Source organism: Pseudomonas sp. MPFS (assembly GCF_022537035.1).
Classification (GTDB): domain Bacteria; phylum Pseudomonadota; class Gammaproteobacteria; order Pseudomonadales; family Pseudomonadaceae; genus Aquipseudomonas; species Aquipseudomonas sessilinigenes.
In genome coordinates, this window is sequence record NZ_CP066123.1 from 4791999 (window position 1) to 4818467 (window position 26469).

Annotated in this window: 28 protein-coding genes; 18 read left to right on the top strand and 10 right to left on the bottom strand. The window is 64.4% G+C overall.

Translation table 11 applies throughout. The features are described 5' to 3' along the window. Positions 1–37 precede the first annotated feature (37 nt). From I9018_RS21835 to I9018_RS21850, 4 genes are all read right to left on the bottom strand, one after another. Entirely contained in the window at positions 38–1846 is a 1809-nt protein-coding gene (locus I9018_RS21835; protein ID WP_241107496.1) for an aminopeptidase P family protein, read from the bottom strand. A 54-nt stretch (positions 1847–1900) separates the two neighbouring features. Further along, complete coding sequence (locus tag I9018_RS21840) at positions 1901–3070, bottom strand: aminotransferase class V-fold PLP-dependent enzyme (RefSeq protein ID WP_124348183.1); 1170 nt, start codon at positions 3068–3070, stop codon at positions 1901–1903. A gap of 207 nt (positions 3071–3277) precedes the next feature. After that, on the bottom strand, positions 3278–3892 hold the full coding sequence (locus I9018_RS21845; RefSeq protein WP_068585566.1) for a LysE family translocator: 615 nt from the start codon (positions 3890–3892) through the stop codon (positions 3278–3280). Between the two features lie 105 nt (positions 3893–3997). After that, positions 3998–4258, bottom strand: a complete 261-nt coding sequence (locus I9018_RS21850) for a hypothetical protein (RefSeq protein WP_068585589.1) — start codon at positions 4256–4258, stop codon at positions 3998–4000. A 390-nt stretch (positions 4259–4648) separates the two neighbouring features. On the opposite strand from I9018_RS21850, the gene msuE reads away from it, so the two are divergent. The 4 genes from msuE to I9018_RS21870 all read left to right on the top strand — a co-directional run bounded on the left by msuE (position 4649) and on the right by I9018_RS21870 (position 8751). Then, positions 4649–5212: an FMN reductase gene (gene msuE / locus I9018_RS21855; RefSeq protein ID WP_068585563.1), complete on the top strand. Its 564-nt coding sequence runs from the start codon at positions 4649–4651 to the stop codon at positions 5210–5212. A gap of 9 nt (positions 5213–5221) precedes the next feature. Beyond that, positions 5222–6361, top strand: coding sequence for an FMNH2-dependent alkanesulfonate monooxygenase (gene ssuD / locus I9018_RS21860; RefSeq protein ID WP_241107497.1), 1140 nt, complete (start codon positions 5222–5224; stop codon positions 6359–6361). An 80-nt stretch (positions 6362–6441) separates the two neighbouring features. Continuing rightward, a complete protein-coding gene (locus I9018_RS21865) occupies positions 6442–7629 on the top strand; it encodes an acyl-CoA dehydrogenase family protein (RefSeq protein WP_068585557.1) in 1188 nt (395 codons plus the stop codon). Between the two features lie 21 nt (positions 7630–7650). Then, positions 7651–8751 (top strand): sigma-54 dependent transcriptional regulator, encoded by a 1101-nt coding sequence (locus I9018_RS21870; protein ID WP_124348187.1) that lies wholly within the window; start codon positions 7651–7653, stop codon positions 8749–8751. Here I9018_RS21870 and I9018_RS21875 read toward each other — a convergent pair whose 3' ends face one another. Continuing rightward, a complete protein-coding gene (locus I9018_RS21875; protein WP_068585551.1) occupies positions 8752–9117 on the bottom strand; it encodes an antibiotic biosynthesis monooxygenase in 366 nt (121 codons plus the stop codon). Positions 9118–9224: 107 nt separating this feature from the next. On the opposite strand from I9018_RS21875, the gene soxR reads away from it, so the two are divergent. From soxR to I9018_RS21930, 11 genes are all read left to right on the top strand, one after another. Then, positions 9225–9704 (top strand): redox-sensitive transcriptional activator SoxR, encoded by a 480-nt coding sequence (gene soxR, locus I9018_RS21880; protein WP_068585548.1) that lies wholly within the window; start codon positions 9225–9227, stop codon positions 9702–9704. 164 nt (positions 9705–9868) lie between these two features. Next, complete coding sequence (locus I9018_RS21885; protein WP_068585546.1) at positions 9869–10336, top strand: VOC family protein; 468 nt, start codon at positions 9869–9871, stop codon at positions 10334–10336. A 289-nt stretch (positions 10337–10625) separates the two neighbouring features. Further along, entirely contained in the window at positions 10626–11837 is a 1212-nt protein-coding gene (locus I9018_RS21890) for a PepSY domain-containing protein (RefSeq protein ID WP_124348189.1), read from the top strand. After that, positions 11834–12376 (top strand): thiamine pyrophosphate-binding protein, encoded by a 543-nt coding sequence (locus I9018_RS21895; RefSeq protein ID WP_124348190.1) that lies wholly within the window; start codon positions 11834–11836, stop codon positions 12374–12376. Before I9018_RS21890 ends, I9018_RS21895 begins: the two co-directional genes overlap by 4 nt. Further along, positions 12373–12711: a hypothetical protein gene (locus I9018_RS21900; protein ID WP_068585538.1), complete on the top strand. Its 339-nt coding sequence runs from the start codon at positions 12373–12375 to the stop codon at positions 12709–12711. The genes I9018_RS21895 and I9018_RS21900 overlap by 4 nt, the downstream gene beginning before the upstream one ends. Next, complete coding sequence (locus I9018_RS21905) at positions 12708–13277, top strand: DUF6162 family protein (RefSeq protein ID WP_241107498.1); 570 nt, start codon at positions 12708–12710, stop codon at positions 13275–13277. The genes I9018_RS21900 and I9018_RS21905 overlap by 4 nt, the downstream gene beginning before the upstream one ends. A 35-nt stretch (positions 13278–13312) precedes the next feature. Beyond that, positions 13313–14242 carry a metal ABC transporter substrate-binding protein gene (locus I9018_RS21910; protein WP_124348192.1) on the top strand — a complete coding sequence of 310 codons (930 nt, stop codon included), beginning with the start codon at positions 13313–13315 and terminating at the stop codon, positions 14240–14242. Next, positions 14239–14982: a metal ABC transporter ATP-binding protein gene (locus tag I9018_RS21915; RefSeq protein ID WP_124348193.1), complete on the top strand. Its 744-nt coding sequence runs from the start codon at positions 14239–14241 to the stop codon at positions 14980–14982. Before I9018_RS21910 ends, I9018_RS21915 begins: the two co-directional genes overlap by 4 nt. Further along, positions 14982–15881 carry a metal ABC transporter permease gene (locus I9018_RS21920; RefSeq protein ID WP_241107499.1) on the top strand — a complete coding sequence of 300 codons (900 nt, stop codon included), beginning with the start codon at positions 14982–14984 and terminating at the stop codon, positions 15879–15881. The genes I9018_RS21915 and I9018_RS21920 overlap by 1 nt, the downstream gene beginning before the upstream one ends. After that, a complete protein-coding gene (locus I9018_RS21925) occupies positions 15882–16838 on the top strand; it encodes a zinc ABC transporter substrate-binding protein (RefSeq protein WP_241107500.1) in 957 nt (318 codons plus the stop codon). It begins immediately after the preceding gene. Between the two features lie 189 nt (positions 16839–17027). After that, positions 17028–17852 carry a class I SAM-dependent methyltransferase gene (locus I9018_RS21930; RefSeq protein WP_241107501.1) on the top strand — a complete coding sequence of 275 codons (825 nt, stop codon included), beginning with the start codon at positions 17028–17030 and terminating at the stop codon, positions 17850–17852. A gap of 64 nt (positions 17853–17916) precedes the next feature. Here I9018_RS21930 and I9018_RS21935 read toward each other — a convergent pair whose 3' ends face one another. From I9018_RS21935 to I9018_RS21950, 4 genes are all read right to left on the bottom strand, one after another. Next, positions 17917–18141, bottom strand: coding sequence for an MbtH family protein (locus I9018_RS21935; RefSeq protein WP_022639965.1), 225 nt, complete (start codon positions 18139–18141; stop codon positions 17917–17919). 82 nt (positions 18142–18223) lie between these two features. Then, on the bottom strand, positions 18224–19636 hold the full coding sequence (locus I9018_RS21940; protein ID WP_241107502.1) for an aspartate aminotransferase family protein: 1413 nt from the start codon (positions 19634–19636) through the stop codon (positions 18224–18226). A 170-nt stretch (positions 19637–19806) separates the two neighbouring features. Next, positions 19807–21132 carry an ATP-binding protein gene (locus I9018_RS21945; protein ID WP_241107503.1) on the bottom strand — a complete coding sequence of 442 codons (1326 nt, stop codon included), beginning with the start codon at positions 21130–21132 and terminating at the stop codon, positions 19807–19809. After that, positions 21133–21810, bottom strand: coding sequence for a response regulator (locus I9018_RS21950; protein ID WP_022639968.1), 678 nt, complete (start codon positions 21808–21810; stop codon positions 21133–21135). A 151-nt stretch (positions 21811–21961) separates the two neighbouring features. On the opposite strand from I9018_RS21950, the gene dsbD reads away from it, so the two are divergent. The 3 genes from dsbD to dsbG are packed head-to-tail and all read left to right on the top strand — an operon-like array spanning position 21962 to position 25322. Continuing rightward, the gene (gene dsbD / locus I9018_RS21955; RefSeq protein ID WP_124348196.1) at positions 21962–23716 is read left to right on the top strand and encodes a protein-disulfide reductase DsbD; all 1755 of its coding nucleotides are present in this window, start codon (positions 21962–21964) and stop codon (positions 23714–23716) included. Then, the gene (locus I9018_RS21960) at positions 23716–24579 is read left to right on the top strand and encodes a TlpA disulfide reductase family protein (RefSeq protein ID WP_124348197.1); all 864 of its coding nucleotides are present in this window, start codon (positions 23716–23718) and stop codon (positions 24577–24579) included. Before dsbD ends, I9018_RS21960 begins: the two co-directional genes overlap by 1 nt. Then, complete coding sequence (dsbG, locus tag I9018_RS21965; protein WP_124348198.1) at positions 24555–25322, top strand: thiol:disulfide interchange protein DsbG; 768 nt, start codon at positions 24555–24557, stop codon at positions 25320–25322. The genes I9018_RS21960 and dsbG overlap by 25 nt, the downstream gene beginning before the upstream one ends. 48 nt (positions 25323–25370) lie before the next feature. Here dsbG and I9018_RS21970 read toward each other — a convergent pair whose 3' ends face one another. After that, on the bottom strand, positions 25371–26420 hold the full coding sequence (locus I9018_RS21970; protein ID WP_241107504.1) for a hypothetical protein: 1050 nt from the start codon (positions 26418–26420) through the stop codon (positions 25371–25373). Between the last annotated feature and the right edge of the window lie 49 nt (positions 26421–26469).

Sequence of the window (26469 nt, forward strand, 5' to 3'; positions counted from 1 at the left end):
CTGGCCATCACCCGACTTGCACGAGTGATGGTCGATTTCAGATCGCCGCCGTACGAACCTGCAACCACTCCAGCGCCGCCCCTTGCAACAAGGGGCTCAAGCGCTGGCGTACCTGGTCATGATAGGCGTTGAACCAATCACGCTCATCCTGGGTGAGCAGCGCAGGCTCCAGGCAGCGAGTGTCGATCGGGCATAGGGTCAGGGTTTCGAACGTCAGGAACTCACCGAACTCGGTACTCCCCGCCTCGCGGTTCAGCACCAGGTTTTCGATGCGTACCCCCCACTGCCCTGGTCGATATGTCCCAGGCTCGATGGACGTGATCATCCCCGGCTGCATTGCAGTCTGCGGCGCCGGTGCAGCCTGATAGGCGATAACCTGCGGACCTTCATGGACATTGAGGAAATAACCGACCCCGTGCCCAGTGCCGTGTCCGTAATCCACGCCGTCGGCCCAGATTGGCGCACGGGCAATGGCATCCAGTAGTGGCGAGAGGATCCCCTTGGGGAACCGGGCTCGAGACAAGGCGATGACCCCCTTGAGCACACGGGTGCAGTCACGCTTCTGCTCGGTGCTTGGCGTACCGATCGGCACCATACGGGTGATATCGGTAGTGCCCCCCAGGTACTGGCCGCCGGAATCGATCAGCAGCAGGCCATCGCCCTCGATCACCGCGTGCTCCTCGGCAGTGGCGTGATAATGCGGCATCGCACCATTGGCATTGAACGCCGCGATGGTGTTGAAGCTCAACGACACATAACCCGGACGCCGCTCACGGGCTGCCGTCAGGCGTTCGTCGATGGTCAGCTCGGTGATACGTTCATGACCCAGGGCACCGTCCAACCAGGCGAAGAACTCGCACAGCGCCGCACCGTCCTGCTCCATGGCCTGGCGAATATGCTCGGCATCGGCCAGGCTCTTGCGTGACTTGGCCAGGGTCGTGGGGTTGAGCCCTTCGACCAGCCGCACCTGCGGATCGAGGTGCTCCAGCAGCCCCACCGTGACCCGTGCCGGATCGATCTGCAGGCTCACATCACCAGGCACCGTACGCAGCGCCGCCGCCACTTGCGAATAATCACGCAGGCTGACGCCATCGGCTTCAAGCACCGCACGCAGCTGCGCATCGACCTTGTCCAGGGCCACGAACAGGGTGGCCTGCTGTTGGCTGATCAGGGCGAAGGAAACGAATACCGGGTTGAAGGACACATCAGCGCCACGCAAGTTGAACAGCCAGGCGATGTCATCCAGGGTGGCGATGAAATGCCAGTCCGCTCCCCGCTCCTTCAACGCCTCGCGCAGCATGGCGAGTTTTTCCGCCCGGCTTTGCGTGGCCTGGGGCGGCAGGTGCTGGTAGACCGGCTGGTCGGGCAAGGCCGGACGATCGCTCCAGGCCTCCTGGAGCAAGTCGATATCAGTACGCAACCTGGCTCCGCGCTCTGCCAGCTTGTCGCCCAGGGTACGGGCCGAGGCCAGCGCCATGACCGCACCATCCACCGCCACCACGCCACCGGCCGGCGTCTGCTGCGCCAACCAATCCAGGGGGCCGGGCTGGCCGGGCTGCAGCTTCACCAACTCGATGCCACTGCCCTTGAGCTCCTTGCTGGCTTGTTCCCAGTACCGGCTATCGGCCCAGACACCCGCGAAATCCGCAGTCACGATCAGGGTGCCGACCGAACCGTGGAAACCCGACAACCATTGGCGCCCTTGCCAATAACCCGGCAGGTACTCCGACAAGTGCGGGTCGGCTGAAGGCACCAGCAAGGCATGGATGCCTTCACGGCTCATCAGTTGGCGAACGTGCGCCAGGCGCTGGGGAACCCCTGCGTTGGTCGAAGGCTGCGTACTCATTGTGTCTCCTTAACCGGCTAATCATTGTTATGGAGGGTCGGAAGCGCCCGACCCTCAGGTATTGGCCCCGACCCAGAATGCCGGAGCGCTGGAGGTTGTCGTCTTGATCAGTTGTACCGCGCGATCCACATCCTGCTCGGTGGTGAACCGCCCCAGGCTCAAGCGGATGGTCCTGCCAGCCTGTCGGGCATCGAGCCCCAGCGCCAACAGCACATGAGAGGGTGCATTGCTTGCCGAATTGCAGGCGGAGGTAGAGGAAAAAGCCATGGATGCGCTCAATGCAGCCGCATCGAACTCACCTTCATCGAAGGTCAGGCTCAGGGTATGGGGAATGCGCGAAGCAGCACTGCCATTCAAGCGCAGGCCAGGGACATCAGCCAATTGCTCCAGCAGTCGCTGGCGCAAGGAGACGATCTTCGCGGCCTCCTCCTCCCAGGCCTGGCCAGCCAACTCAAAGGCCGCACCCATGGCGGCAATCTGGTGGGTGGCCAGTGTCCCGGAGCGCAAACCGCCCTCATGCCCGCCACCATGGATCTGCGCCTGCACGTGCTGGCGGGCGCGAGAGCCGACATACAGCGCGCCGATCCCTTTGGGGCCATAGAGCTTGTGAGCGGAAAACGACATCAGGTCCACCGGCCAATGGGCAAGATCGATGGCGACCTTGCCCGCACCCTGGGCGGCATCCACATGGAGCAAGGCCCCCCGCTCGCGGACCGCCCGGCCAATCGCCGGAATGTCATTGATCGTGCCCAGTTCATTGTTGACCAGCATCAGCGACACCAGGACGGTATCGTCCCCCATGGCCTCACTCACAGCCTGGGGGGTGATCAGTCCATCGGCATCAGGGGCCAGGTAGGTCACCGCTACCCCACTGTCCTCCAGTTGCCGGGCCGTATCGAGCACGGCCTTATGTTCGATCTGACTGGTGATGACATGGCCACCGGCCAGGCCACGCGCCTGCATCACGCCCTTGAGCGCCAGGTTATTGGACTCGGTCGCACCCGAGGTCCAGACGATCTGCTCCGGTTGCGCACCGACCATTTGCGCCACCTGCTGCCGGGCGTGCTCGACACTGCGGCGCGCCTGCTGGCCGAAGGCATGGGAGCTGGAAGCCGGATTACCGAAATTGGCGTCGAAGCCCAGACACTGGAGCATCACCTGGATGACTCGCTCATCCACCGGCGTGGTGGCGGCATAGTCGAAATAAAGAGGACGTGCGTTCATGGCTGAAAACCTGCGGGGCTTGTTCCCGGACCGGGTCGACTCGAAAAAGAAGCCTCATCGATGCCTCACTCGCAGAGGACGCATCAACGGCAGTCAGCGAAGCGATACCGACCCGATGCTTAAAGGAAGAGGACTTCATTTAAAAGTGCGTAGGAACGCTCCTAGCAACCAGCTTAACAGGCCAGGACCGCAAAATTGAAGTGGGACTTAACAAAGGCTGTCAACGAGCAGTGGCGCCAGGGACAGCACCAACAGCACCGCCATCCCCAGATTGAACAGGCGTAGCCAGCGCGGATTGCGCAACACATTGCGTAGCAGGCTGCCACAGGCCGCCCAAAGACTGACCGTCGGCGCATTGATCAGGGCGAACACCGCAGCAATCACCAGCACATTGGTGAAGTAACCTTGCAACGGGGTATAGGTGCTGATAGCGCCCACGGCCATCACCCAGGCCTTGGGATTGACCCACTGGAAGGCCGCTGCGCCCCAATATCCCAAGGGCTGGCCCTGCCCCTGTTGCTCATCGGACATGGGACCTGAACGAGCGATCCGCCATGCCAGGTACAACAGGTAGGCCGCACCGACATAACGCAGCACGCCATATAACAGTGGGTAAGCCTGGAACACCGCGCCCAACCCCAGGCCGACCGCCAGCACCAGCACGAAAAAACCACAGCTGATGCCGAGAATATGCGGGATCGAGCGGCCGAAACCGAAGTTCACCCCTGACGCCAACAGCATGGTGTTGTTGGGCCCGGGAGTAATCGAGGTGACCAGGGCAAACAGGGCGAACGCCAACAGCAGGTCGGGCGAAAGGGACATAAGAGGCAGGTTTCCTGGACAAGATCGATCAGGATTCGACCCTAACCTGCGACTGCGGCGAAACCTACGGACAGTTGGCCAGAACTTCGACCCGTACAGTTGCTGTCAACTGGCGGGCTGATGACGACTGAGATTGCGCTGGGCACTCATTTCACCCTGGGTATCGAAAGCTGCGGAATGACCTGCCAACTCGGCCTTTTTCTGCTGGTACTCATCGAATGACAAGCCCCGTCGGTTCAGGGCCTCCAGCGCCAGCTCACGAGTTTCCTCGACGGTGTAAGGGCGCAATTCGGGAGCTTGCGGGCTGGCACAACCGGCCAGAACACTGGAAACCAATAACAGCAGGGCAACGGGAAAAGCCTTCATGGCGAACACCTGGAGCAGCTTGCGAACGATGGACACAGGCTACTCGCGGGCCCGACGACGCAAAAATCATCCCGCTCGATAGTCGCTATCGACTGTTTCGCGACCAGGGCAAGCCACTCTTCAATATTCCTTTAAGACCTATAAATATGGAAACAAGATCCTTTAAGGAATAACAACAACCCTCTATAACAACAGTATCCCGCTGCCAACTGTTGCCAGGGCAACTGTTGCGCTGGCAACAGTCGATCAACAAAACAGTGCTGGCCCAACAACAGGCAAAGCCGCTTTCAGGGCGTAAACCCCGTGATACCGGGCTTGCAGGCGTTGGTACAGCTCTTGCTCCAGAGCCTGGCATCACTCATCGAGCCACTGTTTACCAAGGAGCTGTCCATGTCCCGTCCCTTGAATGTCGTCGCGCTCTCCGGTGGAACCTGGCGTCCATCGCGGACCCTGGTCCTGACCCAGGCCTTGCTGGCCGAGCTCTCAGCCCAACTGCCCATCGACAGTCACCTGATCGAACTGGGCGACATTGCCCGGCCGGTCGGTGCGGCCTTGTCCCGCCAGGAACTGCCGGGCGAGGTCGAGGCGCAACTGCAGGCCATCGAGAACGCCGACCTGCTGATCGTCGCCGCACCGGTGTATCGCGGGTCCTATCCGGGCCTGCTCAAGCACCTGTTCGACCTGATCGACCTCAACGCCCTGGTGGACACGCCGGTATTGCTGGCCGCTACGGGTGGTAGCGAGCGGCATGCCCTGGTCCTGGACCACCAGTTGCGCCCACTGTTCAGCTTCTTCCAGGCCCTGACCTTACCGATTGGCGTATACGCCACCGAGGCTGATTTCAGTGACTACCGAATCACCAGTGAGCTGCTGCAGGCGCGCATCCGCCTCGCCGCCGAACGAGCTGCACCGCTGTTTACCGCCCACTCGGACAAACTGTTGAAAATCGCCTGAGGAACAATCATGGATGTGTTCTGGTTTCTCCCGACCCACGGCGATGGTCATTTCCTGGGCACCACCCAGGGGGCTCGTCCGGTCACCCTCAATTACCTCAAGCAGGTGGCCCAGGCCGCAGACACCCTGGGCTATCACGGCGTGCTGATTCCCACCGGGCGCTCCTGTGAAGACTCCTGGGTCATTGCCTCGGCCCTGGTGCCATTGACCGAGCGCCTGCGTTATCTGGTAGCGATCCGCCCCGGAATCATCTCCCCAACAGTATCGGCACGCATGGCCGCGACCCTTGATCGCCTGTCCAACGGTCGCCTGCTGATCAACGTGGTGACCGGCGGCGATCCCGACGAGAACCGTGGCGATGGTAGCTTCCTTAGCCACAGCGAACGCTATGAAGTCACCGACGAATTCCTGCACATCTGGCGTCGGGTCCTGCAAGGCGAGGCCGTGGATTTCCAGGGCAAGCACCTGCAGGTAGAAAATGCCAAGGCCCTCTATCCCCCGGTGCAAAAACCCTACCCACCGTTGTATTTCGGCGGTTCTTCCGAGGCTGCCCATGAACTGGCCGCCGATCAGGTGGATGTCTACCTGACCTGGGGCGAGCCGCCGGCCGCAGTGGCACAGAAGCTCGCCGACGTGCGTGAGCGCGCAGCCCGCAAGGGCCGTCGGGTGAAGTTCGGGATCCGCCTGCACGTCATCGTGCGCGAAACCGAGGAACAGGCCTGGAAGGATGCCGACCGCCTGATCGAGCACATCAGTGATGAAACCATCGCCGCGGCCCAACAATCTTTCTCGCGCTTCGACTCCGAAGGCCAGCGGCGCATGGCCGCCTTGCATGGCGGGCGCCGTGACCGATTGCAGGTCGCACCCAACCTCTGGGCCGGGGTTGGCCTGGTACGCGGTGGTGCCGGCACGGCCCTGGTGGGCAACCCACAACAGGTGGCCGAACGCATCAAGGAATACGCAGACCTGGGAATCGACAGTTTCATCTTCTCCGGCTACCCCCACCTGGAGGAGGCCTATCGCTTCGCCGAACTGGTATTCCCGCTGCTGCCGGAACCCTACGCCAGCCTGGCCGGTCGCGGTGTCACCAACCTGACCGGGCCGCTCGGCGAAATGATCGCCAATGACGTACTGCCCAACCACGCCTGAGACCTGCCGCCTGCCGTCGTCACGGCAGGCCTGCACCGCCCCTTCCCCGGCCACAAACGGCCCAGAACGAGGAACATCGCGTGACTGCCACACCGCAAAGCGCCCTGTTGTCCCCCCAGCAAACCGCCCGCCAGCTGGCCGCCGAGTTTGCCCTGACCGCCGTCGAACGCGATGAGCGCGGCGGCACCCCCAAGGCCGAGCGTGATGCCCTGCGCCACAGCGGCCTGCTGGCCCTGAGCATTCCCCGCCAGTTCGGTGGGCTCGGTGCTTCGTGGAGTGAAACCCTGGGAGTCGTCCGCGAATTCGCCAGGGTCGACAGCTCCATCGCCCATGTCTTCGGTTTCCACCACCTGATGCTGGCTACCGTGCGCCTGTTCGCCCGGCCCGAGCAGTGGCAACCCTGGTTCGAACAGACGGCACGCAAGAACTGGTTCTGGGGCAATGCCCTGAATCCACTGGATACCCGCACGGTGGTCAGGAACCTGGGGGGCTGGCGCGAGTTCTCCGGCAAGAAAAGCTTCTGCTCCGGGGCCAGCGATTCGGAAATGCTCATCGCCTCGGCGGTGGACGAAAGCAACGGCGGCAAGTTGCTCATCGCCGCCATTCCCAGCGGCCGCAGCGGCATCACCCTGCACAACGACTGGAACAACATCGGCCAGCGCCAGACCGATAGCGGCAGCGCCACCTTCGAGCGGGTCAGGGTCGAGGAGTCGGAGTTGCTGCTGGACCCGGGCCCTCTGAGCACACCATTCGCCTGCCTGCGTCCACTGATCGCCCAGCTGACCTTCACCCATATGTTCCTTGGGATCGCCGAGGGCGCATTCGCCGAAGCCCGGCAATACACCCTCGGCGAAACCCGGGTCTGGCATCGCTCCAGCGCCCGGGACGTGCGCCAGGACCCTTACATCCTCAGCCACTACGGCGAGTTCTGGGTGGCCCTGGAAGGCATACGCCTGCTGGTGGAGCGCGCCGCGACCCTGCTCGACCAGGCCTGGGCCAAGGGCGCCAAGCTCAGCGCCGAAGAGCGTGGGCACCTGGCCACGGCGATTGCCACCGCCAAGGTCGCCGCCAGCCGCCAGGGCCTGGAGCTGTGCAGCCGATTGTTCGAAGTCACCGGGGCACGCTCGACCCACGCCTCCCTGGGCCTGGACCGACACTGGCGCAACCTGCGCACCCAGACCCTGCACGACCCGCTGGACTACAAACTCCACGAACTGGGGGACTGGGCGCTGAACCAGGCGCTGCCGACCCCGACCTTCTATTCCTAGCCTTGCCTGCGGAGAATGCCCATGCAGCTACTGACCCTGCCCCCCTCGCCCGCCCTGGCGACTTCGATCCGTGCTACCGCCCAGGTATTCGAAGACCCGAAATCCCAGGCCCTGCTGGCACACCTGCAACAGGTGGCGCCGAGTGAGGCCAGCGTGCTGATCATTGGTGAGACCGGGACCGGCAAGGAACTGGTGGCACGGCATATCCACAACCTCAGCGCCCGCCGCCATCGTCCCTTCGTAGCGGTGAACTGCGGGGCCTTCTCGGAATCCCTGGTGGAGGCCGAGTTGTTCGGCCATGAAAAAGGTGCCTTCACCGGGGCCCTCAGTGCCAAGGCCGGCTGGTTCGAGGAGGCCGATGGCGGCACCCTGTTCCTGGATGAAATCGGGGACCTGCCCATGGCTATCCAGGTCAAGCTGCTGCGGGTCCTGCAGGAACGTGAAGTGGTGCGCCTGGGCTCGCGCAAGAGCATCCCGATCGACGTCCGGGTCTTGGCTGCCACCAACGTACAACTGGAAAAGGCCATCAACGCCGGAAATTTCCGTGAAGACCTGTACTACCGCCTGGATGTGGTCAATCTGGAGTTGAGCCCGCTGCGCGAGCGCCCTGGCGATATCCTGCCGCTGACCCGGCATTTCATCGAGGCCTACAGCCAGCGCCTGGGCTACGGCAGCATCAGCATCAGCCCGGAGGCCGAACACAAGCTCAAGCACTACAGCTGGCCAGGCAATATCCGCGAGCTGGAAAACGTCATTCACCACACCCTGCTGATCTGCCGCGACGGCATCATCGCCCAGGGTGACCTGCGCCTGTCGAACATGCGTATCGAGCGCGCCGACGACAGCTACCCTGGGCTTGACGATTCGGCCGAGGGCTTGCTGGAACGGGCCTTCCAGAAACTCTTCGCGGAACAGGCCGGTGCCCTGCATGAAAAGGTCGAGGATGCCCTCTTGCGTGCAGCCTATCGTTTCAGCCACTACAACCAGGTGCATACCGCCAACCTGCTGGGCCTGAGCCGCAATGTAACCCGCACTCGGCTGATCAAGATCGGAGAGCTGGCAGTGAACAAGCGTCGCCCGATAGATGCCCCCAGCGAACGCACCCTGCAGCTGTCGATCTAGCTAACCGGCCAGGCGACAGTGCAAGGCGTTGTCATGGCTGCGGGCAATGCTGCTGCGTACCTGGAACGAGCCGAAGGTCACGGTCCTGGCCCGATAAGCGAGAATCAACTGCCAGAAATCCTGCTCCCCACTCTCGAATCCCTGGAAAGCCGCCTCGCCAGCTTCCCGGGTTTGCCATTGCAGGTAATTGAGCACACGCCGGCCATCGTCGCTGACCTGCACGCTGGCACTGAGGAAACCACCATGATCCTGGGCCAGGCGCTCACTCTGCTCGACCAGGGCCAATACCAGGGGTTCCTGTTGATGAGGCTCGATCTCGAACTCGATCAACTGGGTGAAGCTGTGGTTTTTTTCAAAGACGCTCATGGGTCATTCCCTACTGCGTAAGAGGATCTTGCGGCTGGATGTACGGCAGGGTAAAACCTCTAGTTAAGTAAAGGTCAAGCCTGTTTTTCACTTTCGGTACCCTCCAGATGATCGATCACGACAGCATCCACAAGGAACTCACCGTCGGCCAGCTGGCGGCCCGCAGCGGGGTAGCCGTCACCGCACTGCATTTCTACGAAACCAAGGGATTGATCAAGAGCCAGCGCAACCAGGGCAATCAACGTCGCTACCCACGCTCGGTGCTGCGTCGGGTCGCCCTGATCAAGGTGGCCCAGCGCCTGGGTATTCCCCTGGCGGAAATCGGCCGGGCCCTGGCTACCCTGCCCGATGATCGCGCACCCACCGCTGCGGATTGGCAGCGCCTGTCGGAACAATGGAGCCGTGAGCTGGACGAACGTATCCAGCAACTGAGCCTGCTGCGCGAGCGCTTGAACCTGTGCATCGGCTGCGGCTGCCTGTCGATGGACGGTTGCCCACTGCGCAACCAGGGCGATTACCTCGGGGAAACCGGCCAGGGCGCCCGGCTACTGGAGCCCGATGCTCCCAACGACGACTTGCCATCCTAGCCAGCGCGGCTCGGCAACGGCCGCCGAGCCGCAGGCATCGCCAGGCAAACTGCCAGGGTTTCGTGGCCCGGCGACACCTCGTCGGCCTATCCCACCCCTGCAACATTCCGGGTATAGAGTGAAATCTGCTTGTTCCCCCCACAATAAGAGCAAGGAGCCCCACCATGAGCGTCAAACCCATTCCCGAAGGCTTCATTGGCGTCACTCCCTACCTGGGTATTCGCCAGGCCGCCGAGGCCATCGAGTTCTACAAGAAGGCCTTTGGTGCCGTACAGACCCTGCGCCTGGACATGCCCGATGGCAGCGTCGGCCATGCCGAACTGATCATTGGTGGCGCCCCCATCATGCTCGGCAGCCCTTGCGAGGAGACCCCGATGGGCAGTCCGGAAGCCCACAAGACCTCGGTGGGCCTGCACCTATATGTGGAGGATGTGGACAGCTACTTCGCCCGGGCGATTGCCGCTGGCGCCAGCGAAGCGGAACCGATCAAGGACCAATTCTATGGCGACCGTAGCGGCGCCCTGCGCGATCCTTTCGGGCATGTCTGGTTCATCGCCACCCGTAAGGAGAACCTGACGGTCGAGCAAATCAATGAGCGCGCCGTGCAGTTGTTCCAGCAACAGGCCCATTGACTCCCCCGGCGCCAGTTTCCACCGGAGCTGGCGCCGGCCCGACCAGCGGCAATCCCACCTCGCTTCCTATTTATCTTCCCACCTGTCGTTGCGATAAATGCCCTTGCCTGCAGGCTTCAACAGGCTCTGTAACATTTACTTTCATATCGCCTTTCGGGATTTACGATTCTCATTCGTCTTAATTAGATGCAGCAGGCCGCGTTGGCCATGACCCTGCCCAGCGTGAACCACGCCAGGCCCGGTCCGGGTTCCAGTGCCGCTCCACTCCTCGAATCAAGACGCCCATTCAATGTCGAAGAAATCCCGCTCAAAAATCTGGTTTCTGGTGCACAGCTGGCTGGCACTGCCCATCTGGTTCTTCGTGCTGATCGTCTGCGTTACCGGCACCCTGGCAGTGGTCAGCCAGGAAATCGTCTGGCTGGCCAACCCCGATGTTCGCGCCAGCAAGCCCACCGATGATGCCCAACCGCTGAACTACGACCAGATCGTCCAGGCCATCAAGCGTGCCGAGCCCCAGACGCAGGTAGAGACCATCATCACGCCGGATGAAAGCCACTTTGCCCTCAGTGTCAGCGTCAGCTATCCGGACGGCCGCTCACCCACGCTCTACGTCAATCCCTATACCGGAGCCATCCAGGGCACGAGCCCGGACTTCGACTTCCAGGCCTTCACCCGTGCCCTGCATGGCTGGTGGCTGGTCCCCTTCACCAACGGCTACAGCTGGGGCTGGTACCTGGTGTCGTTCCTTGGCGTACCGATGCTCATCTCGCTGATTACCGGCCTGGTGGTCTACAAGAAGTTCTGGAAGGGCTTCCTCAAGCCGACCCTGCGCCTGCGCCATGGCGCCCGGATCTTCTGGGGCGACTTCCACCGCCTGAGCGGCATCTGGTCGATCTGGTTCATTGCCGTGATCTCCATCACCGGTATCTGGTTCCTGATTCGCGCGATCCTGGGCGACAACCACATCAGCATCTCCAGCGAACCCATCGTCCCGGTAATCGCCCGGGAACAGGTGCCAGTCAGCGCCGACGGCAGCCCGACACCGATGATCAGCCTGGATCAGGCCATCGCTACCGCCACCCAGAAGATCCCTGGCTTCGATATCAGCTTCGTCAGCCTACCAAGCAATGCCTACAGCCACCTGTACGTTGGCGGGCGCGGCTGGTATCCGCTGATGTTCCAAACCGCCAATATCAACCCCTATACCGGCTCCCTGGATGCCTCGCACCTGTTGGGCGACCGCACCACCCTGGAGTTCGTCACCGAGTCCATGCGCCCCTTGCATACCGGTGACTTCGGTGGGATCTGGGTCAAGCTGATCTGGTTCTTCTTCGGCCTGGTACTGAGCATGATGGTCCTCAGCGGCCTGCTGATCTGGACCAAGCGCACCGCCCTGGCCACCGCCAACGCCCTCAAGCGCGAGGAAAAGGCCGCCCGTGCGCGCCCCGTACGTACCCCCACCCCGGCATTGAGCAGGGAAACCTCGGAGAGCCCACTGTGAGCCGGACCCACACCGCTACCCCTGACTCGCCCCTGAGCCGGTTCTGGCACAAATGGCGCTTTCACCTGAACATCCTGCTGGTGTTGATTCCCCTGGGTTTCATGCCCAAGTACTTCGCCGATGCCGCGCTGTTTCGTGGCGATAGCGGCCTGGGCGAACGGGAGATCGGCGAAGTCCAGGTCGGCCCCTGGAGCCTGCGCCTGGCCGAAATGCGCGATGAAGCGCCTCGCAGCGACGGCCCCGCCGGTTACCTGAAAAGCTTCAACGCCGCCCTGTGCCAAGCCTGCATCGAACCGGTCAAGGCCACCTACCTGCGCATTGGCAAGCCTCGCAGCCTGCGGGCCGCCGGGGTGATCTTCTTCGGCAGCCCATACCGCATGGGGGCCAGCCTGCCCATCCCGGAAAAGACCAAGGCCGACGCCGAACTGTGGATCACCATGGAAGGCTGGGACGGCAGCATGCACCAGGCGGCCATTCCCCTGAGCCAGGCCTCGCCGGCCACCGTGGCCTGGCTCGAAAAACAAGGAGGCAAACCATGACTCGCGCACTCTTCACCCGGCGCCTCGGCGCCGCAGCCCTGCTGCTCGCGGGCACGACGTTCAGCCACAGCGCCCTGGCCCACAACCCGATGTGCGAGTGCAAGGCCATCGATGCCGAGCAGATTCGCTGCACCGGCGGCTTTTCCGACGGCAGTGGCGCCCCGGGTGTGACCCTGGACGTGATCGGCTACGACGAGACCATCCTGGTGCCCGGCAAGCTGGGCAACGACTCGACCCTGACTTTCAAGAAGCCTGCCGCGGAGTTCTACGTACTGTTCGATGCCGGCCCCGGCCACGTCGTCGAGATCGACCAAGCGGATATCGAGGCCCAATGAACGCCACTACCCAAGTCGTGCGTCCCGCCGGCGCCGGTCACGAAACCCTCTATGTCCTGCTGCTGTGCCTGGTGATCCTGTGCAGCGCTGCCAGCGTGGTGCTGTGGCACAGCGAGGCGGACACCAGCAGTGCCATCGCCGCCCATCAACTGGATGCCCGCCGCGACCTGAGCGCCGGCGAACAAGGCATCTATGCCGACCTGCGGGTGACCCTCGACGAGATCCGCCTGCTGCTGGCCGAAGGTCAGGCCCTGCCCAGCCCCGAGCAACTGGCCGAGGAAGGTTTCGCCCCCTTCGCCCAGGACGCCAGCTCGGTCAGCCGTGGCGGACACACCTGGCAGGCGCTAGACCAGGCCTACCTGGGGCTGAGCCAGACCCCCCAGGTAGCCGGCTCCTTCCTCATGCGTATCGCCCCCGAAAATGCCACCCAGGTAGACATCTGGCTCAACCGCAGTCCCTCGGCCAGCGTCCCCCACGACCTCGGCCAGCAACAGCTGATCGCTGCCGGCTGGCAGCAGGTGGTGGCGCAATTCGATGCCGGAGTGACCCGCCAGCACCGCCACTGAGTCCACGCCGTCCCCCGAGAGAAGAACACTAGCCCATGCCCATTTCATCTCCACGTCGCCCCGTCCTTCAGGTGTTGCTGATCAGCCTGCTGGCCCTGTTCCTTAGCCCCATGGCCAATGCCGATGCCGCCAAGCGCCTGCGCATCGGCATCACCCTGCATCCCTACTACAGCTATGTAGCCAACATCGTCGGTGACAAGGCCGACGTGGTGCCGCTGATCCCGGCCGGCTTCAACCCCCACGCCTACGAACCCCGCGCCGAGGACATCAAGCGCATCGGCACCCTGGACGTGATCGTGCTCAACGGCGTGGGCCATGACGACTTCGCCGACCGCATGATCGCCACCAGCGAGCGCCCGGACATCCCGGTGATCGAGGCCAACGAAAACGTACCGCTGCTGGCCGCCACCGGCGTCGCTGCCCGAGGTGCCGGCAAGGTGGTCAACCCGCACACCTTCCTGTCCATCAGCGCATCCATCGCCCAGGTCAACAACATCGCCCGGGAGCTGGGCAAGATGGACCCGGCCAATGCCAAGACCTACACCCAGAATGCCCGCGCCTACGGCAAGCGCCTGCGGCAGATGCGCGCCGATGCCCTGGCCAAGCTGACCCAGGCGCCCAACGCCGACCTGCGGGTAGCCACGGTGCATGCCGCCTACGACTACCTGCTGCGCGAGTTCGGCCTGGAAGTCACCGCCGTGGTCGAGCCAGCCCACGGCATCGAGCCCAGCCCCAGCCAGTTGAAAAAGACCATCGACCAACTGCGTGAACTGGACGTCAAGGTGATCTTCTCGGAGATGGACTTCCCCTCCACCTACGTCGAGACCATCCAGCGCGAGTCCGGGGTCAAGCTCTACCCCCTGTCACACATTTCCTACGGCGACTACAGCGCCGACAAGTACGAGAAGGAAATGAAGGGCAACCTCGACACCGTGGTCCGGGCCATCCAGGAGGCCGGGGCATGACCGCCATCGAGACCCTGCTACGAGGCCCGGCCGTGGAATTCGACCAGGTCAGCCTGGTCCTGGGCCGCACCACCATCCTCGACCAGGTGACATTCCAAGTGCAGCCCGGCAGCGTGCACGCGCTGGTCGGCCCCAACGGCGGCGGCAAGAGTTCGCTGATCAAGACCCTGCTGGGACAGATGCCCCACCAGGGCCAGTTGCGCCTGCAATGGCCGACGACCCCAGGCATCATCGGCTATGTACCCCAGGCCCTGGAGTTCGATCGCGGCCTGCCGATGACCGTGGACGACTTCATGGCCGCCATGTGCCAGCGCCGGCCGGCCTTTCTCGGCCTGAGCCGGCACTACGCCAAGGCCATCGGCGAAGCACTGGAGCGCGTCGGCATGCAGGACAAGCGCAAGCGCCGCATGGGCGCCCTGTCCGGTGGCGAGCGCCAGCGGGTGCTGCTGGCCCAGGGCCTGATCCCGGCGCCGCAACTGGTGGTCCTGGACGAACCCATGTCGGCCCTCGACGAAGCCGGGATCCAGGTCTTCGAACGCCTGCTCCAGGACTGGCGCCAGAGCGGCATTACCCTGTTGTGGATCGAACACGACCTGGAAGCCGTAGGCCGCCTGGCGGACCGGGTCACCGGTCTCAATCGCCGGGTGCTGTTCGACGGCCCGGCGCAGCAGACCCTGACGCCGGAGCGCCTGCTCAGCCTGTTTTCCACCCATCCACGAGCCGCCGGGAGCGCTGCCTGATGAGTTATGAAGCTTTCCGCCTGATGGTCCAGGGCTGGGCCTCTTCAGGCTACCTGCCGGAAGCCCTGGCCTACGGTTTCGTGGTCAACGCCCTGCTCGCCGGCCTGCTGATCGGCCCGGTGCTCGGCGGCCTGGGTACCCTGGTAGTGGTCAAGCGCTTCGCGTTCTTCTCCGAGGCCGTGGGCCACGCCGCCCTGACCGGGGTCGCCATCGGCATCCTCCTGGGCGAACCCTACACCGGCCCCTACGGCAGCTTGTTCGGCTACTGCTTGCTGTTCGGCATCCTGCTCAACTACCTGCGCAATCGCACCGGCCTGGCCCCGGACACGCTGATCGGGGTGTTCCTCTCGGTGTCCCTGGCCCTGGGCGCCAGCCTGCTGCTGGTCCTGGCCGGCAAGATCAACGTGCACATCCTGGAAAACGTACTGTTCGGCTCGGTGCTCACGGTCAATGGCGGTGACCTGCTGGTGCTGCTGGTGGTCGGCAGCATGGTCCTGGGCCTGAGCCTGCCACTGTACAACCGCATCATGCTAGCCAGCTTCAACCCACAGCTGGCGGCGGTGCGTGGCGTAGCGGTGAAGGCCCTGGACTACCTGTTCGTGATCCTGGTGACGCTGATCACCGTGGCCGCGGTGAAAGTCATCGGCGCGATCCTGGTCGGCGCCCTGCTGGTGATCCCGGCCGCCGCAGCACGCCTGCTCAGCCAGTCGCTCAAGGGGTTCTTCTGGATCTCGGTGAGCATCGCCACCCTCTGCACCTTGTGCGGCATCCTGCTGCCGATCGTCTTCGACCTGCCGGTCCCCTCCGGCGCCGCGATCATCCTGGTGGCCGGCATCTGCTTCGCCCTGGCCGCCATCGCCCGCGGCACCGTCCCCAGCCTGAAAGGGAATATCGGATAAATGCACAGTTCATCACCTCATCTGTCACTGCCTCGCCTGGCCCTGGTCCTGGTTCTCGGTGGCCTGCTCCATGCCCCGACTCTGTCGGCAGCGGACAATGTCCGCCAGGGCCAACCGGCACCCACCGCCACCCGACAACCACTGACGGTGCTGGCCTCGCTGCCGGTGACCTTCGGCCTCGGCCAGATCCTGCTACAAGGCACCGACGTCAAGCTGGAGCGGGCCGCCCCGGCCAACCTGCCGGGCTCGCGGCAAACCGCCTACTTCACCGGGCGCGGCGCCCCGGCCCTGGGCAAGCTGGCCCAGGGTGCCGACGCGGTGATCGGCCTGCGCTCGATCTGGCCGGACGACCCGCTGTATCCCAATGCCCGGCGCAGCAATATCCGCATCGTCGAAATCGATGCCGCACGCCCCGTGGATGGCGCCCTGCCCGGCATCGCCCTGCAGCCGGGCAAGAGCGACGGCCTGAACGCCCAGCCATGGTTGTCGAGCAATAACCTGGGACGCATGGCCGACGTACTGGCGGCCGACCTGGTACACCTGGCTCCCGGGGCCAAACCGCAGATCGAGAGCAACCTGGCCAACTTGAAACAGCGCCTGCTCAAGCTCAGCGCCGACAGCGAGGCGCGCCTGGCCGAAGCCGACAACCTCAGCGTGCTGAGCCTGTCGGAACATTTCGGCTACCTGGTCAGTGGCCTGAACCTGGAGCTGCTGGAGGTGGATGCCCGGGCCGACAACGAATGGACGCCCGAGGCCCTGAAGAAACTGCAGGCTCGACTCAAGGACAACGACGTGGCCCTGGTCCTGCATCACCGCCAGCCGTCGGAAGCACTGAAGGCCGCCATCAGCGCCGGCGGCAGCCAGTTGCTGGTGCTGGAAACCGACAGCGCCGACCCTGCCGGCGAGCTGGAAACCAACCAACAGAAGATCATCCAGGCCCTGGCCCCGAAAAGCTGAGCCTGTAACCGTTGCCGAATCTGAAAACGGTCTGGGCGGCACCCCGTCGCAGGGCTGCAATGCGTCCATGACCTGGAGGCTCGGCAACGGCTACAAGTGATGCCGCGGCGCTTACATATTTCCTGAAGATCGCGCTCATTTCCCGGTGCTAGTCTGCGCCTCGCCTAAATAGACGCCAGGAACAGCGCCATGAGCGATTACGTAAACCTCAACAAGACCAACTGGGACGAGCGCGCGCCCCTGCATGCTGCTTCGCCGGACTATTGCGTGCAGCGTTTCATCGACGATCCGCAATACCTCTCCGACGTGGTGCGTTTCGACCTGCCGCTGCTGGGTGATATCCGTGGCCTGCGCGGCGTGCATCTGCAATGCCATATCGGCACCGACACCCTGTCCCTGGCTCGCCTGGGCGCACAGATGAGCGGCCTGGACTTCTCCCCCGCATCCCTCGCCGAGGCCCGTACCCTGGCCCAGCGCTGCGACGCCGCCATCGATTACCATGAGTCGGATGTATTCAAGGCGGCCGAAGTGTTGCCGGCCGCCAGCTTCGACCTGGTCTACACCGGCATCGGCGCCCTATGCTGGTTGCCAAGCATCGAGCAATGGGCCCGGACCGTGGGCACCCTGCTCAAGCCCGGTGGCCGGCTGTTCATCCGCGAAGGGCACCCGATGCTCTGGGCGATCAACGAAGATCACAGCGACTCGCTACGGGTGGAGCTGTCCTACTTCGAGCGCAGCGAACCCTTGGTCTGGGACGACAGCAGCACTTACGTGGAGACCGACAAGGAGCTGGAGGCCACGGTCACCCACGAATGGAACCATGGCCTGGGCGAGATCATCAGCGCATTGCTGGGCCAGGGCCTGGAAATCACTGGCTTGGTGGAGCACCAGAGCATTCCATGGGAAGCCCTGCCCGGGCAGATGGACGCCGACGAACACGGCGAATATCGACTCAAGCATGCGCCCTGGCGCCTGCCGCTGAGCTACACCCTGCAAGCCGTCAAGCGAGCTTGAGCCCCAGGCACGAAAAAGCCCGCTGGACCGAACGTCCAGCGGGCTTTTTCATGGCAGCGAAGGCTTAGCCGGCAACCGCTTGTTGATCCATCTTCTGGCGCAGGCTCAAGGGACGCATGTCGGTCCAGACTTCCTCGATATAGGCCAGGCAGTCTTTCTTGAAGCCGCTCTTGCCCACGGTGCGCCAGCCTTGCGGCACGGCCTTGTAGTCAGGCCAGATCGAATATTGCTCTTCATGGTTGACCACTACCTGGAACAGGATGTCGTCGCGGTCGAATACGGAAGTCATTGCTTGTCTCCATCACTGAATGAGTGCCGCCGCGCCCAGGCGCGGCGATGGTGTAGAAGTAACGAACCAGGGTCGTGGAAAATTAGAGGCTGGCCACGGCGGCGGCCACCGCCTTGCTGAAGATCTCCGCCACCTGGTCGATCTGCGCCGCGCTGATCACCAACGGCGGCAGGAAACGCACCACGCTGCCATGGCGCCCGCCCAGCTCCAGGATCAGGCCGCGCTTGAGGCACTCGCGCTGCACCAGCGGCGCCAGGCGTTGATGTTGCGGAGGATGCCCAAGGGCGTCCGGCGTACCTTGCGGGTCCACCAGCTCCACTCCCAGCATCAGGCCCCGGCCACGAACGTCGCCCAGTTGCGGGTAGTCGCGCTGCAGGATCAGCAGGTGCTCGCGCAGGCGCTCGCCCATGGCCGCCGCGTGTTCGGTCACCCGGTGTTCCTTGAGATAGCGCATCACCGCGGAACCTGCGGCCATGGCCATCTGGTTACCACGGAAGGTGCCAGCATGGGCGCCGGGCTGCCAGGTATCGAGCCAGTCGCGATAGACCATCACCGCCAGCGGCAAGCTGCCACCGATGGCCTTGGACAGCACCACCACATCCGGGATGATCCCGGCATGCTCGAAGGCGAACATCTTGCCGGTGCGTCCGAAACCGCTCTGGATCTCGTCGACGATCAGCGCCACCCCGGCTTTCTCGGTGATACGACGCAGGCCGCGCAGCCATTCCAAATCGGCCGGGATCACGCCCCCCTCGCCCTGTACCGTCTCGACAATCACCGCTGCCGGCAACGCCACGCCGGCTTCCGGATCGCAGAGCAGGTTCTCCAGGTAGTTCAGGTTGGCCTTGACCCCGGCGGCGCCACCGAGCCCGAACGGGCAACGATAGTCATAGGGGAATGGCAGGAACTGCACGCCGTTGTTCAACAGCCCGGCCAACGCCCGCTTGGGTCCCAGGCTGCCCATCAGGCTCAGCGAGCCCTGGCTCATACCGTGGTAGGCACCCTGGAACGACAGCACGGTGCTGCGCCCGGTGGCGGTCCGGGTCAGCTTCAGGGCCGCCTCCACCGCATCGGTGCCAGTGGGCCCACAGAACTGGATCTTGGCCTCGGCGGCCAGGGCTTCGGGCAACAGGCCGAACAGGTCCTGGACGAACTGGTCCTTGACCGGCGTGGTCAGGTCCAGGGTCAGCAGCGGCAGTTCATCGGCCAGTACCTGCTGGATCGCCGCGATCACCACCGGATGGTTGTGGCCCAGGGCCAGGGTGCCGGCACCGGCCAGGCAATCGATGAAGCGCCGCCCCTCGACATCCTCGACGTGGATACCGCTGGCGCGCTTGAGGGCCAGGGGAATGCGCCGCGGATAACTGCGGGCATTGGACTCCTGGCGATTCTGGCGAGCCAGCAGGGGCGACTCGTCGAACTGGTAGAGCGTCTCGGCCACCGGGGCGGCAAGCCCCACCGACTGATCTTCCATAAGGCTGGTAACGGCTGACATCTGTGGAACCCTCACGCTGCAATTTGAGCAAAACGGCCACCGGCCGGATGCGCAGCCGAGAGGGGGTGCGCATTGACAGGTTTTCCTGTTCTGAAAACGCACCAGCAGCGTCGGGATTTACACCTTGGATCGGGGAAATTGCCCAAAGGCCCGTCCTGGGCCAGGAAGGCTCAAGCGCGCCGGGCAGGCAGGGTCAGTTCCACCCGCAGGCCATCGGGCTGGCTGTCGAAATGCAGCTCGCAGCCACAGCGCTGGACGATGGCCTGGACGATCGCCAGCCCCAGGCCGCAACCGCTGCTCTGGCTGTCACGCCAGAAGCGCTGGGTCAGGTGTTGCAGATCCGCTTCGGGAATCCCCGGGCCGTGGTCCCGCACCTGGAAACGCACCCGGCCGGCGACCAGCTCCAGGTTCAGCTCCACCGGACACTCTTCGGGCGTATGGCGCAGGGCGTTGTCCAGCAGGTTGCGCAAGGCGGCGATGGCCAGGGTCGAGGGCATATCCACCGCAGCGCCAGCCGCTGTCGGCTCCAGATTCAACTGGACCCGCTGGCGGGCACCGACGACCGCGTCCTGGATCGCCAGGCGCGCCACCTGTTCCGCCGTGCACTGCACGCCGTCATCGAACGACAGGCTGCCCTCGACGCGAGCCAGCAACAACAGTTGCTCCAGGGTCCGATGCATGCGATCGGCGCCCTCCTCGGCCCGGGCCAATGCCTGGTCGTGGGCCGTGCCCTCGGTCATTCGCGCCACTTGCAGGTGGGTCTTGATCGCCGTCAGCGGGCTGCGCAGTTCATGAGCGGCATCGCCGGTCAGCCGCCGCTCGCGCTCGATGGTCCGGGCAATGCGCTGGAACAGCTGGTTCTGGGTTTCCAGCAGCGGGCGCAACTCGCTGGGCATGGGCTGGATCTGCAATGGCTCCAGGGAATCGGCGCTGCGGCGCATCAGGGCATCACGGATGCGGTTCAGCGGCGCCAGGCTCTGGCCGATCCCCAGCCACAACAGCCACAGGCAACCCAGCAGGGCCACGCCCACCGGCACCGAAGCCGCCAGCAGGATCGACAAATTCAGGGCCTCGCGCTCCACCTGGCGGTCGGCGGTGGTGATGCGCAGGTCGCCACGCACCAGGGTGAAGGTGCGCCAGGGCGCGTCGTCGATCATCTGGTCGTGAAACCCCAGCTTCTCCGCTTCCAGCGGGTGATCGGGGGTGCTGTGGCTACGGGCCAGGATCTGTCCGCGCAGGGAGCTGACCTGGCAAGCCATGCCGCCGGGAATGCTCAGGGCACCACTGTCGATGTGATCGTGCGGGCCATGGGACGGTAATGCCGGCATCTGCTCCAAGAGGCCCGCGACCATTCGCGCCGAAGCCACCAGTCGCTGGTCCAGGGAAAACATCATCTGGTTGCGTAGATCACTGAGCATCCAGGCCGCGGCCAGGGTCCAGATCAGGATGAAGGCAGCGCCCAGGGTGATGCTCAGGCGCAGGCGCAGGCTCCTCACTTAGCGACTCTCCTCGCCATCCGCCGGCCCCAGGCGATAGCCCAGGCCCCGTACGGTCTCGACGATGCCATTGCCGAGCTTGCGCCGCAGGTGATGGATGTGCACGTTCAGGGCGTTGCTCTCCAGCTCGTCGTTGAAGCCGTAGACGCTGTCCTTGAGCTGCTCGCTGGACAGCACCCGGCCACGGTTGTGCAGCAAAGCCTGAAGCAACGACTGCTCGCGCCGGGACAGGTCCACCGGCTGCCCGCCGAGCAAAGTCTCGCGGGTGCTGGGGTCGTAGGTCAGGCGTCCGTGCTCGATCAGGTTGACGCTGCGTCCCGCCGCCCGGCGCAACAGGGTATGCAGGCGCGCCGCCAGCTCGCGCAGGTCGAAGGGCTTGAGCAGATAGTCGTCGGCCCCGGCCTGCAGGCCGTCGACCCGATCGGTCACCGCGTCCCGGGCGGTGAGGATCAGCACCGGGATCTCCAGGCCCTGCTGGCGCTGCTGCTTGAGCAGTTTCAGGCCATCTTCATCCGGCAGGCCAAGATCCAGTACCATCACGTCGAAATCGGCCACGCCGAGCATGGCCCGCGCCGCCGAAGCGGTGGCCACATGCTCGACCGTCAGGCCCTGGGCCGTGAGGCCAGCGACGATCCCGCTGGCGATCAGCTCATCATCTTCACAGACAAGTACGTGCATGGTCGGTCCTGTACAAAGGGCGTTGATTAAGCAAGCGGCGGATTAAGCGGACATTATGCCCGCCCGCTCCGGGCCACAAGGCGCGGTTTAATCATCGGTTAATCAGGGCCGGCCATTGTGCTCGCAACTTGCACCGGTTTAAGGCTTGACCATGCGTCGATTGTTCATCCTGTTGTTCATGCTGTTCACCACCCTGGCGCAAGCCGGCAACAATCCGTTCGAGGTCAAGCCCGACTTCCTGCCGGTGGGCCAGGCGTTCGTATTCAGCTCCGAGCGCCTGCCCTCGGGCGAGACCCAGCTGTTCTGGCAGATCGCCGACGGCTACTACCTGTACCAGAAACGCCTGAAGTTCGACGGCCTGCCGCCGGAGCAGCAGCCGAGCCTGCCGGCGGGCGAAGCCCATAGCGACGAATTCTTCGGCGACCAGACCGTGTACCGCCAGGGCCTGGAGGTGAAACTGCCGGCAACCGCCACGGGCAAGGTCAAGCTGGGCTGGCAAGGTTGTGCCGACGCCGGCCTGTGCTATCCACCGCAAACCCTGGAAGTGGACCTGGGCGGAGCCCCGGCCGTGGGGGCCAACGCTAGCGTCCAGGACGCAGACACCGCGGCAGCCCAAGACCAACTGCTGGCCAACGACTTGCAACAGAAATCCTGGGGCCTGGGCCTGCTGGCGTTCTTCGGCTTCGGCCTGCTGCTGGCCTTCGCTCCCTGCTCGCTGCCAATGCTGCCGATCCTCGCCGGCATGGTGGTGGGCAGTGGCGCCAGCCCGCGGCGGGGCCTGGCCCTGGCATCCAGCTATGTGCTGTGCATGGCCCTGGTGTACGCCGGCATGGGCGTGATCGCCGCCCTGCTGGGCAGCAACCTGCAAGCCTGGCTGCAGCAACCCTGGGTCCTGGGCAGCTTCGCCGCGTTGTTCGTGCTGTTGGCCTTGCCGATGTTCGGTTTCTTCGAATTGCAGATGCCGGCCTTCCTGCGCGATCGCCTGGAAGGCGCCAGCCGCCAGCGCCAGGGCGGCAGCCTGATCGGCTGCGGGGTCCTCGGCGCCCTGTCCGCGCTGCTGGTGGGCCCGTGCATGACCGCGCCCCTGGCCGGCGGCCTGCTGTATATCGCCCAGACCGGCAATGCCCTGTTTGGCGGCCTGGCGCTGTTCGCCCTGGGCCTGGGCATCGGCCTGCCGTTGTTGCTGCTGGTGACCCTGGGCAACCGCTTCCTGCCCAAGCCCGGCCCCTGGATGAACCTGCTCAAGGGCGTGTTCGGCATCCTTTTCCTCGGCACCGCCATCTACATGCTGCGTCCGGTGCTGAACGCCAGCCTGTGGATCGGCCTGTGGGGTGCCCTGGCCCTGGTACTGGCCTACTGCGCCTGGCAGCAACGGGTGATCGCCGGGCGCCTGCTGCACCTGTTCGGTGCCGGTGCGTTGCTGTTCGGCATCTGGGGCAGCGTGCTGCTGGTGGGCGCCGCTGGCGGCAGCGACGACCTGCTGCACCCGCTGAAGGTCTATAGCGGCAGCGCCCCCGCCAGCAACGCCAGTGCCCACGACGCCTTCACCACGGTCAAGACGCCTGCCGAGCTGCAAGGCGCCCTGGACAGCGCGCAGGCCCGGGGCCAGTGGGTGCTGCTGGACTACTACGCCGACTGGTGCGTGTCGTGCAAGATCATGGAGAAGACCGTATTCGGCCAGCCCCAGGTCCTGGAGGCCCTGAAGGACGTGCGCCTGCTGCGCCTGGATGTGACCCTGGATAATGCCGACGGCCGCGAACTGCTCGGCCGCTACAAGGTACCGGGACCTCCCAGCATGCTGTGGATCGGCCCGGATGGCAGCGAACGCCGCAGCCAACGCATCACCGGCGAAGTGGATGCCGCAACCTTCCTGCAACGCTGGACCCAGACCCTGGAAGCCCGCTGATGCTGACCTTTACCATCGGCACCTTCGCCATCGCCCTCAACCACCTGCTGCTGATCAGTGCCCTGGCCCTGGCCACGCTGGTGGGCTGGCGCGTGGCCAAGCGCGGCGGTGACAACCCGGAGTCGGTGCTGTTCTCGCTGTTCCTGATCGGCATGCTCGCCGCCCGGGTCAGTTTCGTCATCGCCTACTGGAAGCACTACCAGCACGACCTGTGGATGACCATCGACCTGCGCGACGGCGGTTTCCTGGCCTGGCCCGGGGTGCTGGTCATGCTCCTGGCAGCCCTGGCCTGGGGCTGGAAACGCCCGGCCCTGCGCCGCCCCCTGGGCGCCGGGATCGCTACCGGCCTGGCGTTCTGGCTGCTGGCGACCCTGTCCCTGAGCCTCTACGACCAGGGCACGCGCCTGCCGGAAGTGGCCCTGCGCAACGCCAACGGCGACACCGTGCAGCTCACCGACTACCAGGGCGGGCCGCTGGTGATCAACCTCTGGGCCACCTGGTGCCCACCCTGCCGGCGGGAAATGCCGGTGCTGGAAAAAGCCCAGCAACAACGCCCGGACCTGACCTTCCTGTTCGTCAACCAGGCCGAGAGCATGCAGAGCGTCGCCACCTTCCTGGCCACCCAGGAACTGAACCTGGACAACGTACTGTTCGACGGCAGTGGCCGCCTAGGCAAGGCCGTGGGCTCCATGGCCCTGCCCACCACCTTGTTCTACAGCGCCGACGGCCGCCTGCTGGGCAGCCATCTCGGGGAACTCTCGGAGGCCAGCCTGGCCCGCGCCCTGGAGAACTTCGACGGCATCCATCCGACTCCGGTCGCCCCCTCAAGGAAACCCCCATGCCCTTCATCCGCCACCTGCTGAGCCTGTCCCTGGGCGCGGCACTGCTCAATGTCCCGCTGCTGCAGGCCGAGGAACTGCCCGCGCCGATCCGCAAGATCGAAGCCAAGGGCGCCAAGATCATCGGCAGCTTCGACGCTCCGGCTGGCCTCAAGGGTTATGCCGCGCAGTACCAGAACCGCGGCATGACCCTGTACCTGACCGCCGATGGCCAGCACGTGCTGCTGGGCAACCTGTACGACGCCGACGGCAAGGACCTCAGCGCCGAACCGCTGCAGAAACTGGTCTATGCACCGATGGCCAAGGAAGTCTGGGGCAACCTGGAGAAAAGCGACTGGATCGCCGACGGCAAGGCTGATGCGCCACGTATCGTCTACCTGTTCAGCGACCCCAACTGCCCCTACTGCAACATGTTCTGGGAACAGGCCCGGCCCTGGGTCAAGGCCGGCAAGGTACAACTGCGGCACATCATGGTCGGCATCATCCGCGAGGACAGCCCAGGCAAATCCGCCGCCCTGCTGGCCGCCAAGGACCCGAGCCAGGCCCTGCAGGATCACGAGAAGGCCGGCAAGGGCAGCAGCCTGAAACCCCTGCAAAGCATCCCCAAAGCGATCCAGGCAAAACTCGACGCCAACATGAAGCTCATGGAGGAACTGGAGTTGTCGGCCACCCCGGCGATCTTCTACCTCGACGACAAGGGCGAGCTGCAACAACAGCAAGGTGCCCCAGCCCCGAGCAAGCTGACGCAGATCCTCGGCCCCAAGTAATCAGCCAGAACACGCAGCGCCTGCAGGACTCGGCATTGGCGAGTGGGATCAATCATGCTCGGGGGCTTCGCGAGCCAGGATAACGTCCAGCTCGCCAGCCTCCTCACGTTCCTCAAGAACACCCCTCACCTGATCGATCCACACTTGTTCCGAAGCGATCCCCGCCCACGACTGGCTGCCGAAGCCGTGATACGGCCGGTCGTCGAAGGTGCTGATGAGCAGTTGGTTCAAGCGCGCAGTCTCCAGGTTCTTGCGCTGGATCTGCACCTGCAGCGCCCCCAGTACCTTCTGCTGCTCCTGCGGATTCGGGGCGTAGGCCGTCACCCGCGGCGAGCTGAGCACCAGGAACCGCGGCGGCAGGTTCTCATCGATGGCGGCCTGCAAACGGTAATGCCCGTCAAGAATCAGGTAGCTGTTCAGGCCGCTGACATACCACAAGAGGATCGGCGGCAAGCTGCCTTCACGGGCCTTCTTGCGCCACCACTTCAGGCGCCCGGCCAGCGGATCGACGCCATGCAGGCCAACCACCGCGCCACCCCCTGCCCAGAGTTCGACCCAACGCGCCGGGCCAGGCTGGCGGTTGTCGAGAATGTTGCGGCCGTCAATGGTCCACTGCGGCATATGGCTCAGGGCATCTTCGCCGCCTTTGAAGTACCACTGGTCGATGCCGCTGGGCAGTGATCGCCCGTAGGGGTGGGCAGCAGGCTGCAGGGCCCGCACCAACCAATAGCCGGGGTAGAGAAAATCCGCTTGATGTCGCAGCAACTGCTGGACGAAAAACCGACTCCAGGCCTTGAGCTGCAGGGACGGGGCGAGACGCGAATGTTGTTCCACCTGGGGCGAATCGATGGGCTCGACCAGGGTTTGCGGCAGCTGCCCAAGCAACTGGTTGCGCACCAACCACACCCCGTAGAGACAGCGCGACATGGTGGCCCACAGCAGCGTCTGGCCTCCCACGACCAACTGCATGCGCCGGTTGTCGCCACTGAGCAGGCGCAGGTTCGGCTTACCATTGGACGGGTGCCTGACATCCACCCCAAGGCCGCTCCAGTTGCCAGCCAGATCCTCGATATCCCGCCAGAAAACCTGTTCCACCATCGTCCCTAATCCCCTGCCCTGTGGCGCGCGGGCGCGACTATAACAGAGG

What these genes read in the sequence shown, in the direction of transcription:
- I9018_RS21835 (WP_241107496.1), bottom strand. Translation starts at nt 1,846, where the DNA reads ATGAGTACGCAGCCTTCGACCAACGCAGGGGTTCCCCAGCGCCTGGCG.
- I9018_RS21840 (WP_124348183.1), bottom strand. Translation starts at nt 3,070, where the DNA reads ATGAACGCACGTCCTCTTTATTTCGACTATGCCGCCACCACGCCGGTG.
- I9018_RS21845 (WP_068585566.1), bottom strand. Translation starts at nt 3,892, where the DNA reads ATGTCCCTTTCGCCCGACCTGCTGTTGGCGTTCGCCCTGTTTGCCCTG.
- I9018_RS21850 (WP_068585589.1), bottom strand. Translation starts at nt 4,258, where the DNA reads ATGAAGGCTTTTCCCGTTGCCCTGCTGTTATTGGTTTCCAGTGTTCTG.
- msuE (WP_068585563.1), top strand. Translation starts at nt 4,649, where the DNA reads ATGTCCCGTCCCTTGAATGTCGTCGCGCTCTCCGGTGGAACCTGGCGT.
- ssuD (WP_241107497.1), top strand. Translation starts at nt 5,222, where the DNA reads ATGGATGTGTTCTGGTTTCTCCCGACCCACGGCGATGGTCATTTCCTG.
- I9018_RS21870 (WP_124348187.1), top strand. Translation starts at nt 7,651, where the DNA reads ATGCAGCTACTGACCCTGCCCCCCTCGCCCGCCCTGGCGACTTCGATC.
- I9018_RS21875 (WP_068585551.1), bottom strand. Translation starts at nt 9,117, where the DNA reads ATGAGCGTCTTTGAAAAAAACCACAGCTTCACCCAGTTGATCGAGTTC.
- soxR (WP_068585548.1), top strand. Translation starts at nt 9,225, where the DNA reads ATGATCGATCACGACAGCATCCACAAGGAACTCACCGTCGGCCAGCTG.
- I9018_RS21885 (WP_068585546.1), top strand. Translation starts at nt 9,869, where the DNA reads ATGAGCGTCAAACCCATTCCCGAAGGCTTCATTGGCGTCACTCCCTAC.
- I9018_RS21890 (WP_124348189.1), top strand. Translation starts at nt 10,626, where the DNA reads ATGTCGAAGAAATCCCGCTCAAAAATCTGGTTTCTGGTGCACAGCTGG.
- I9018_RS21900 (WP_068585538.1), top strand. Translation starts at nt 12,373, where the DNA reads ATGACTCGCGCACTCTTCACCCGGCGCCTCGGCGCCGCAGCCCTGCTG.
- I9018_RS21905 (WP_241107498.1), top strand. Translation starts at nt 12,708, where the DNA reads ATGAACGCCACTACCCAAGTCGTGCGTCCCGCCGGCGCCGGTCACGAA.
- I9018_RS21910 (WP_124348192.1), top strand. Translation starts at nt 13,313, where the DNA reads ATGCCCATTTCATCTCCACGTCGCCCCGTCCTTCAGGTGTTGCTGATC.
- I9018_RS21915 (WP_124348193.1), top strand. Translation starts at nt 14,239, where the DNA reads ATGACCGCCATCGAGACCCTGCTACGAGGCCCGGCCGTGGAATTCGAC.
- I9018_RS21920 (WP_241107499.1), top strand. Translation starts at nt 14,982, where the DNA reads ATGAGTTATGAAGCTTTCCGCCTGATGGTCCAGGGCTGGGCCTCTTCA.
- I9018_RS21925 (WP_241107500.1), top strand. Translation starts at nt 15,882, where the DNA reads ATGCACAGTTCATCACCTCATCTGTCACTGCCTCGCCTGGCCCTGGTC.
- I9018_RS21930 (WP_241107501.1), top strand. Translation starts at nt 17,028, where the DNA reads ATGAGCGATTACGTAAACCTCAACAAGACCAACTGGGACGAGCGCGCG.
- I9018_RS21935 (WP_022639965.1), bottom strand. Translation starts at nt 18,141, where the DNA reads ATGACTTCCGTATTCGACCGCGACGACATCCTGTTCCAGGTAGTGGTC.
- I9018_RS21940 (WP_241107502.1), bottom strand. Translation starts at nt 19,636, where the DNA reads ATGTCAGCCGTTACCAGCCTTATGGAAGATCAGTCGGTGGGGCTTGCC.
- I9018_RS21950 (WP_022639968.1), bottom strand. Translation starts at nt 21,810, where the DNA reads ATGCACGTACTTGTCTGTGAAGATGATGAGCTGATCGCCAGCGGGATC.
- dsbD (WP_124348196.1), top strand. Translation starts at nt 21,962, where the DNA reads ATGCGTCGATTGTTCATCCTGTTGTTCATGCTGTTCACCACCCTGGCG.
- I9018_RS21960 (WP_124348197.1), top strand. Translation starts at nt 23,716, where the DNA reads ATGCTGACCTTTACCATCGGCACCTTCGCCATCGCCCTCAACCACCTG.
- dsbG (WP_124348198.1), top strand. Translation starts at nt 24,555, where the DNA reads ATGCCCTTCATCCGCCACCTGCTGAGCCTGTCCCTGGGCGCGGCACTG.
- I9018_RS21970 (WP_241107504.1), bottom strand. Translation starts at nt 26,420, where the DNA reads ATGGTGGAACAGGTTTTCTGGCGGGATATCGAGGATCTGGCTGGCAAC.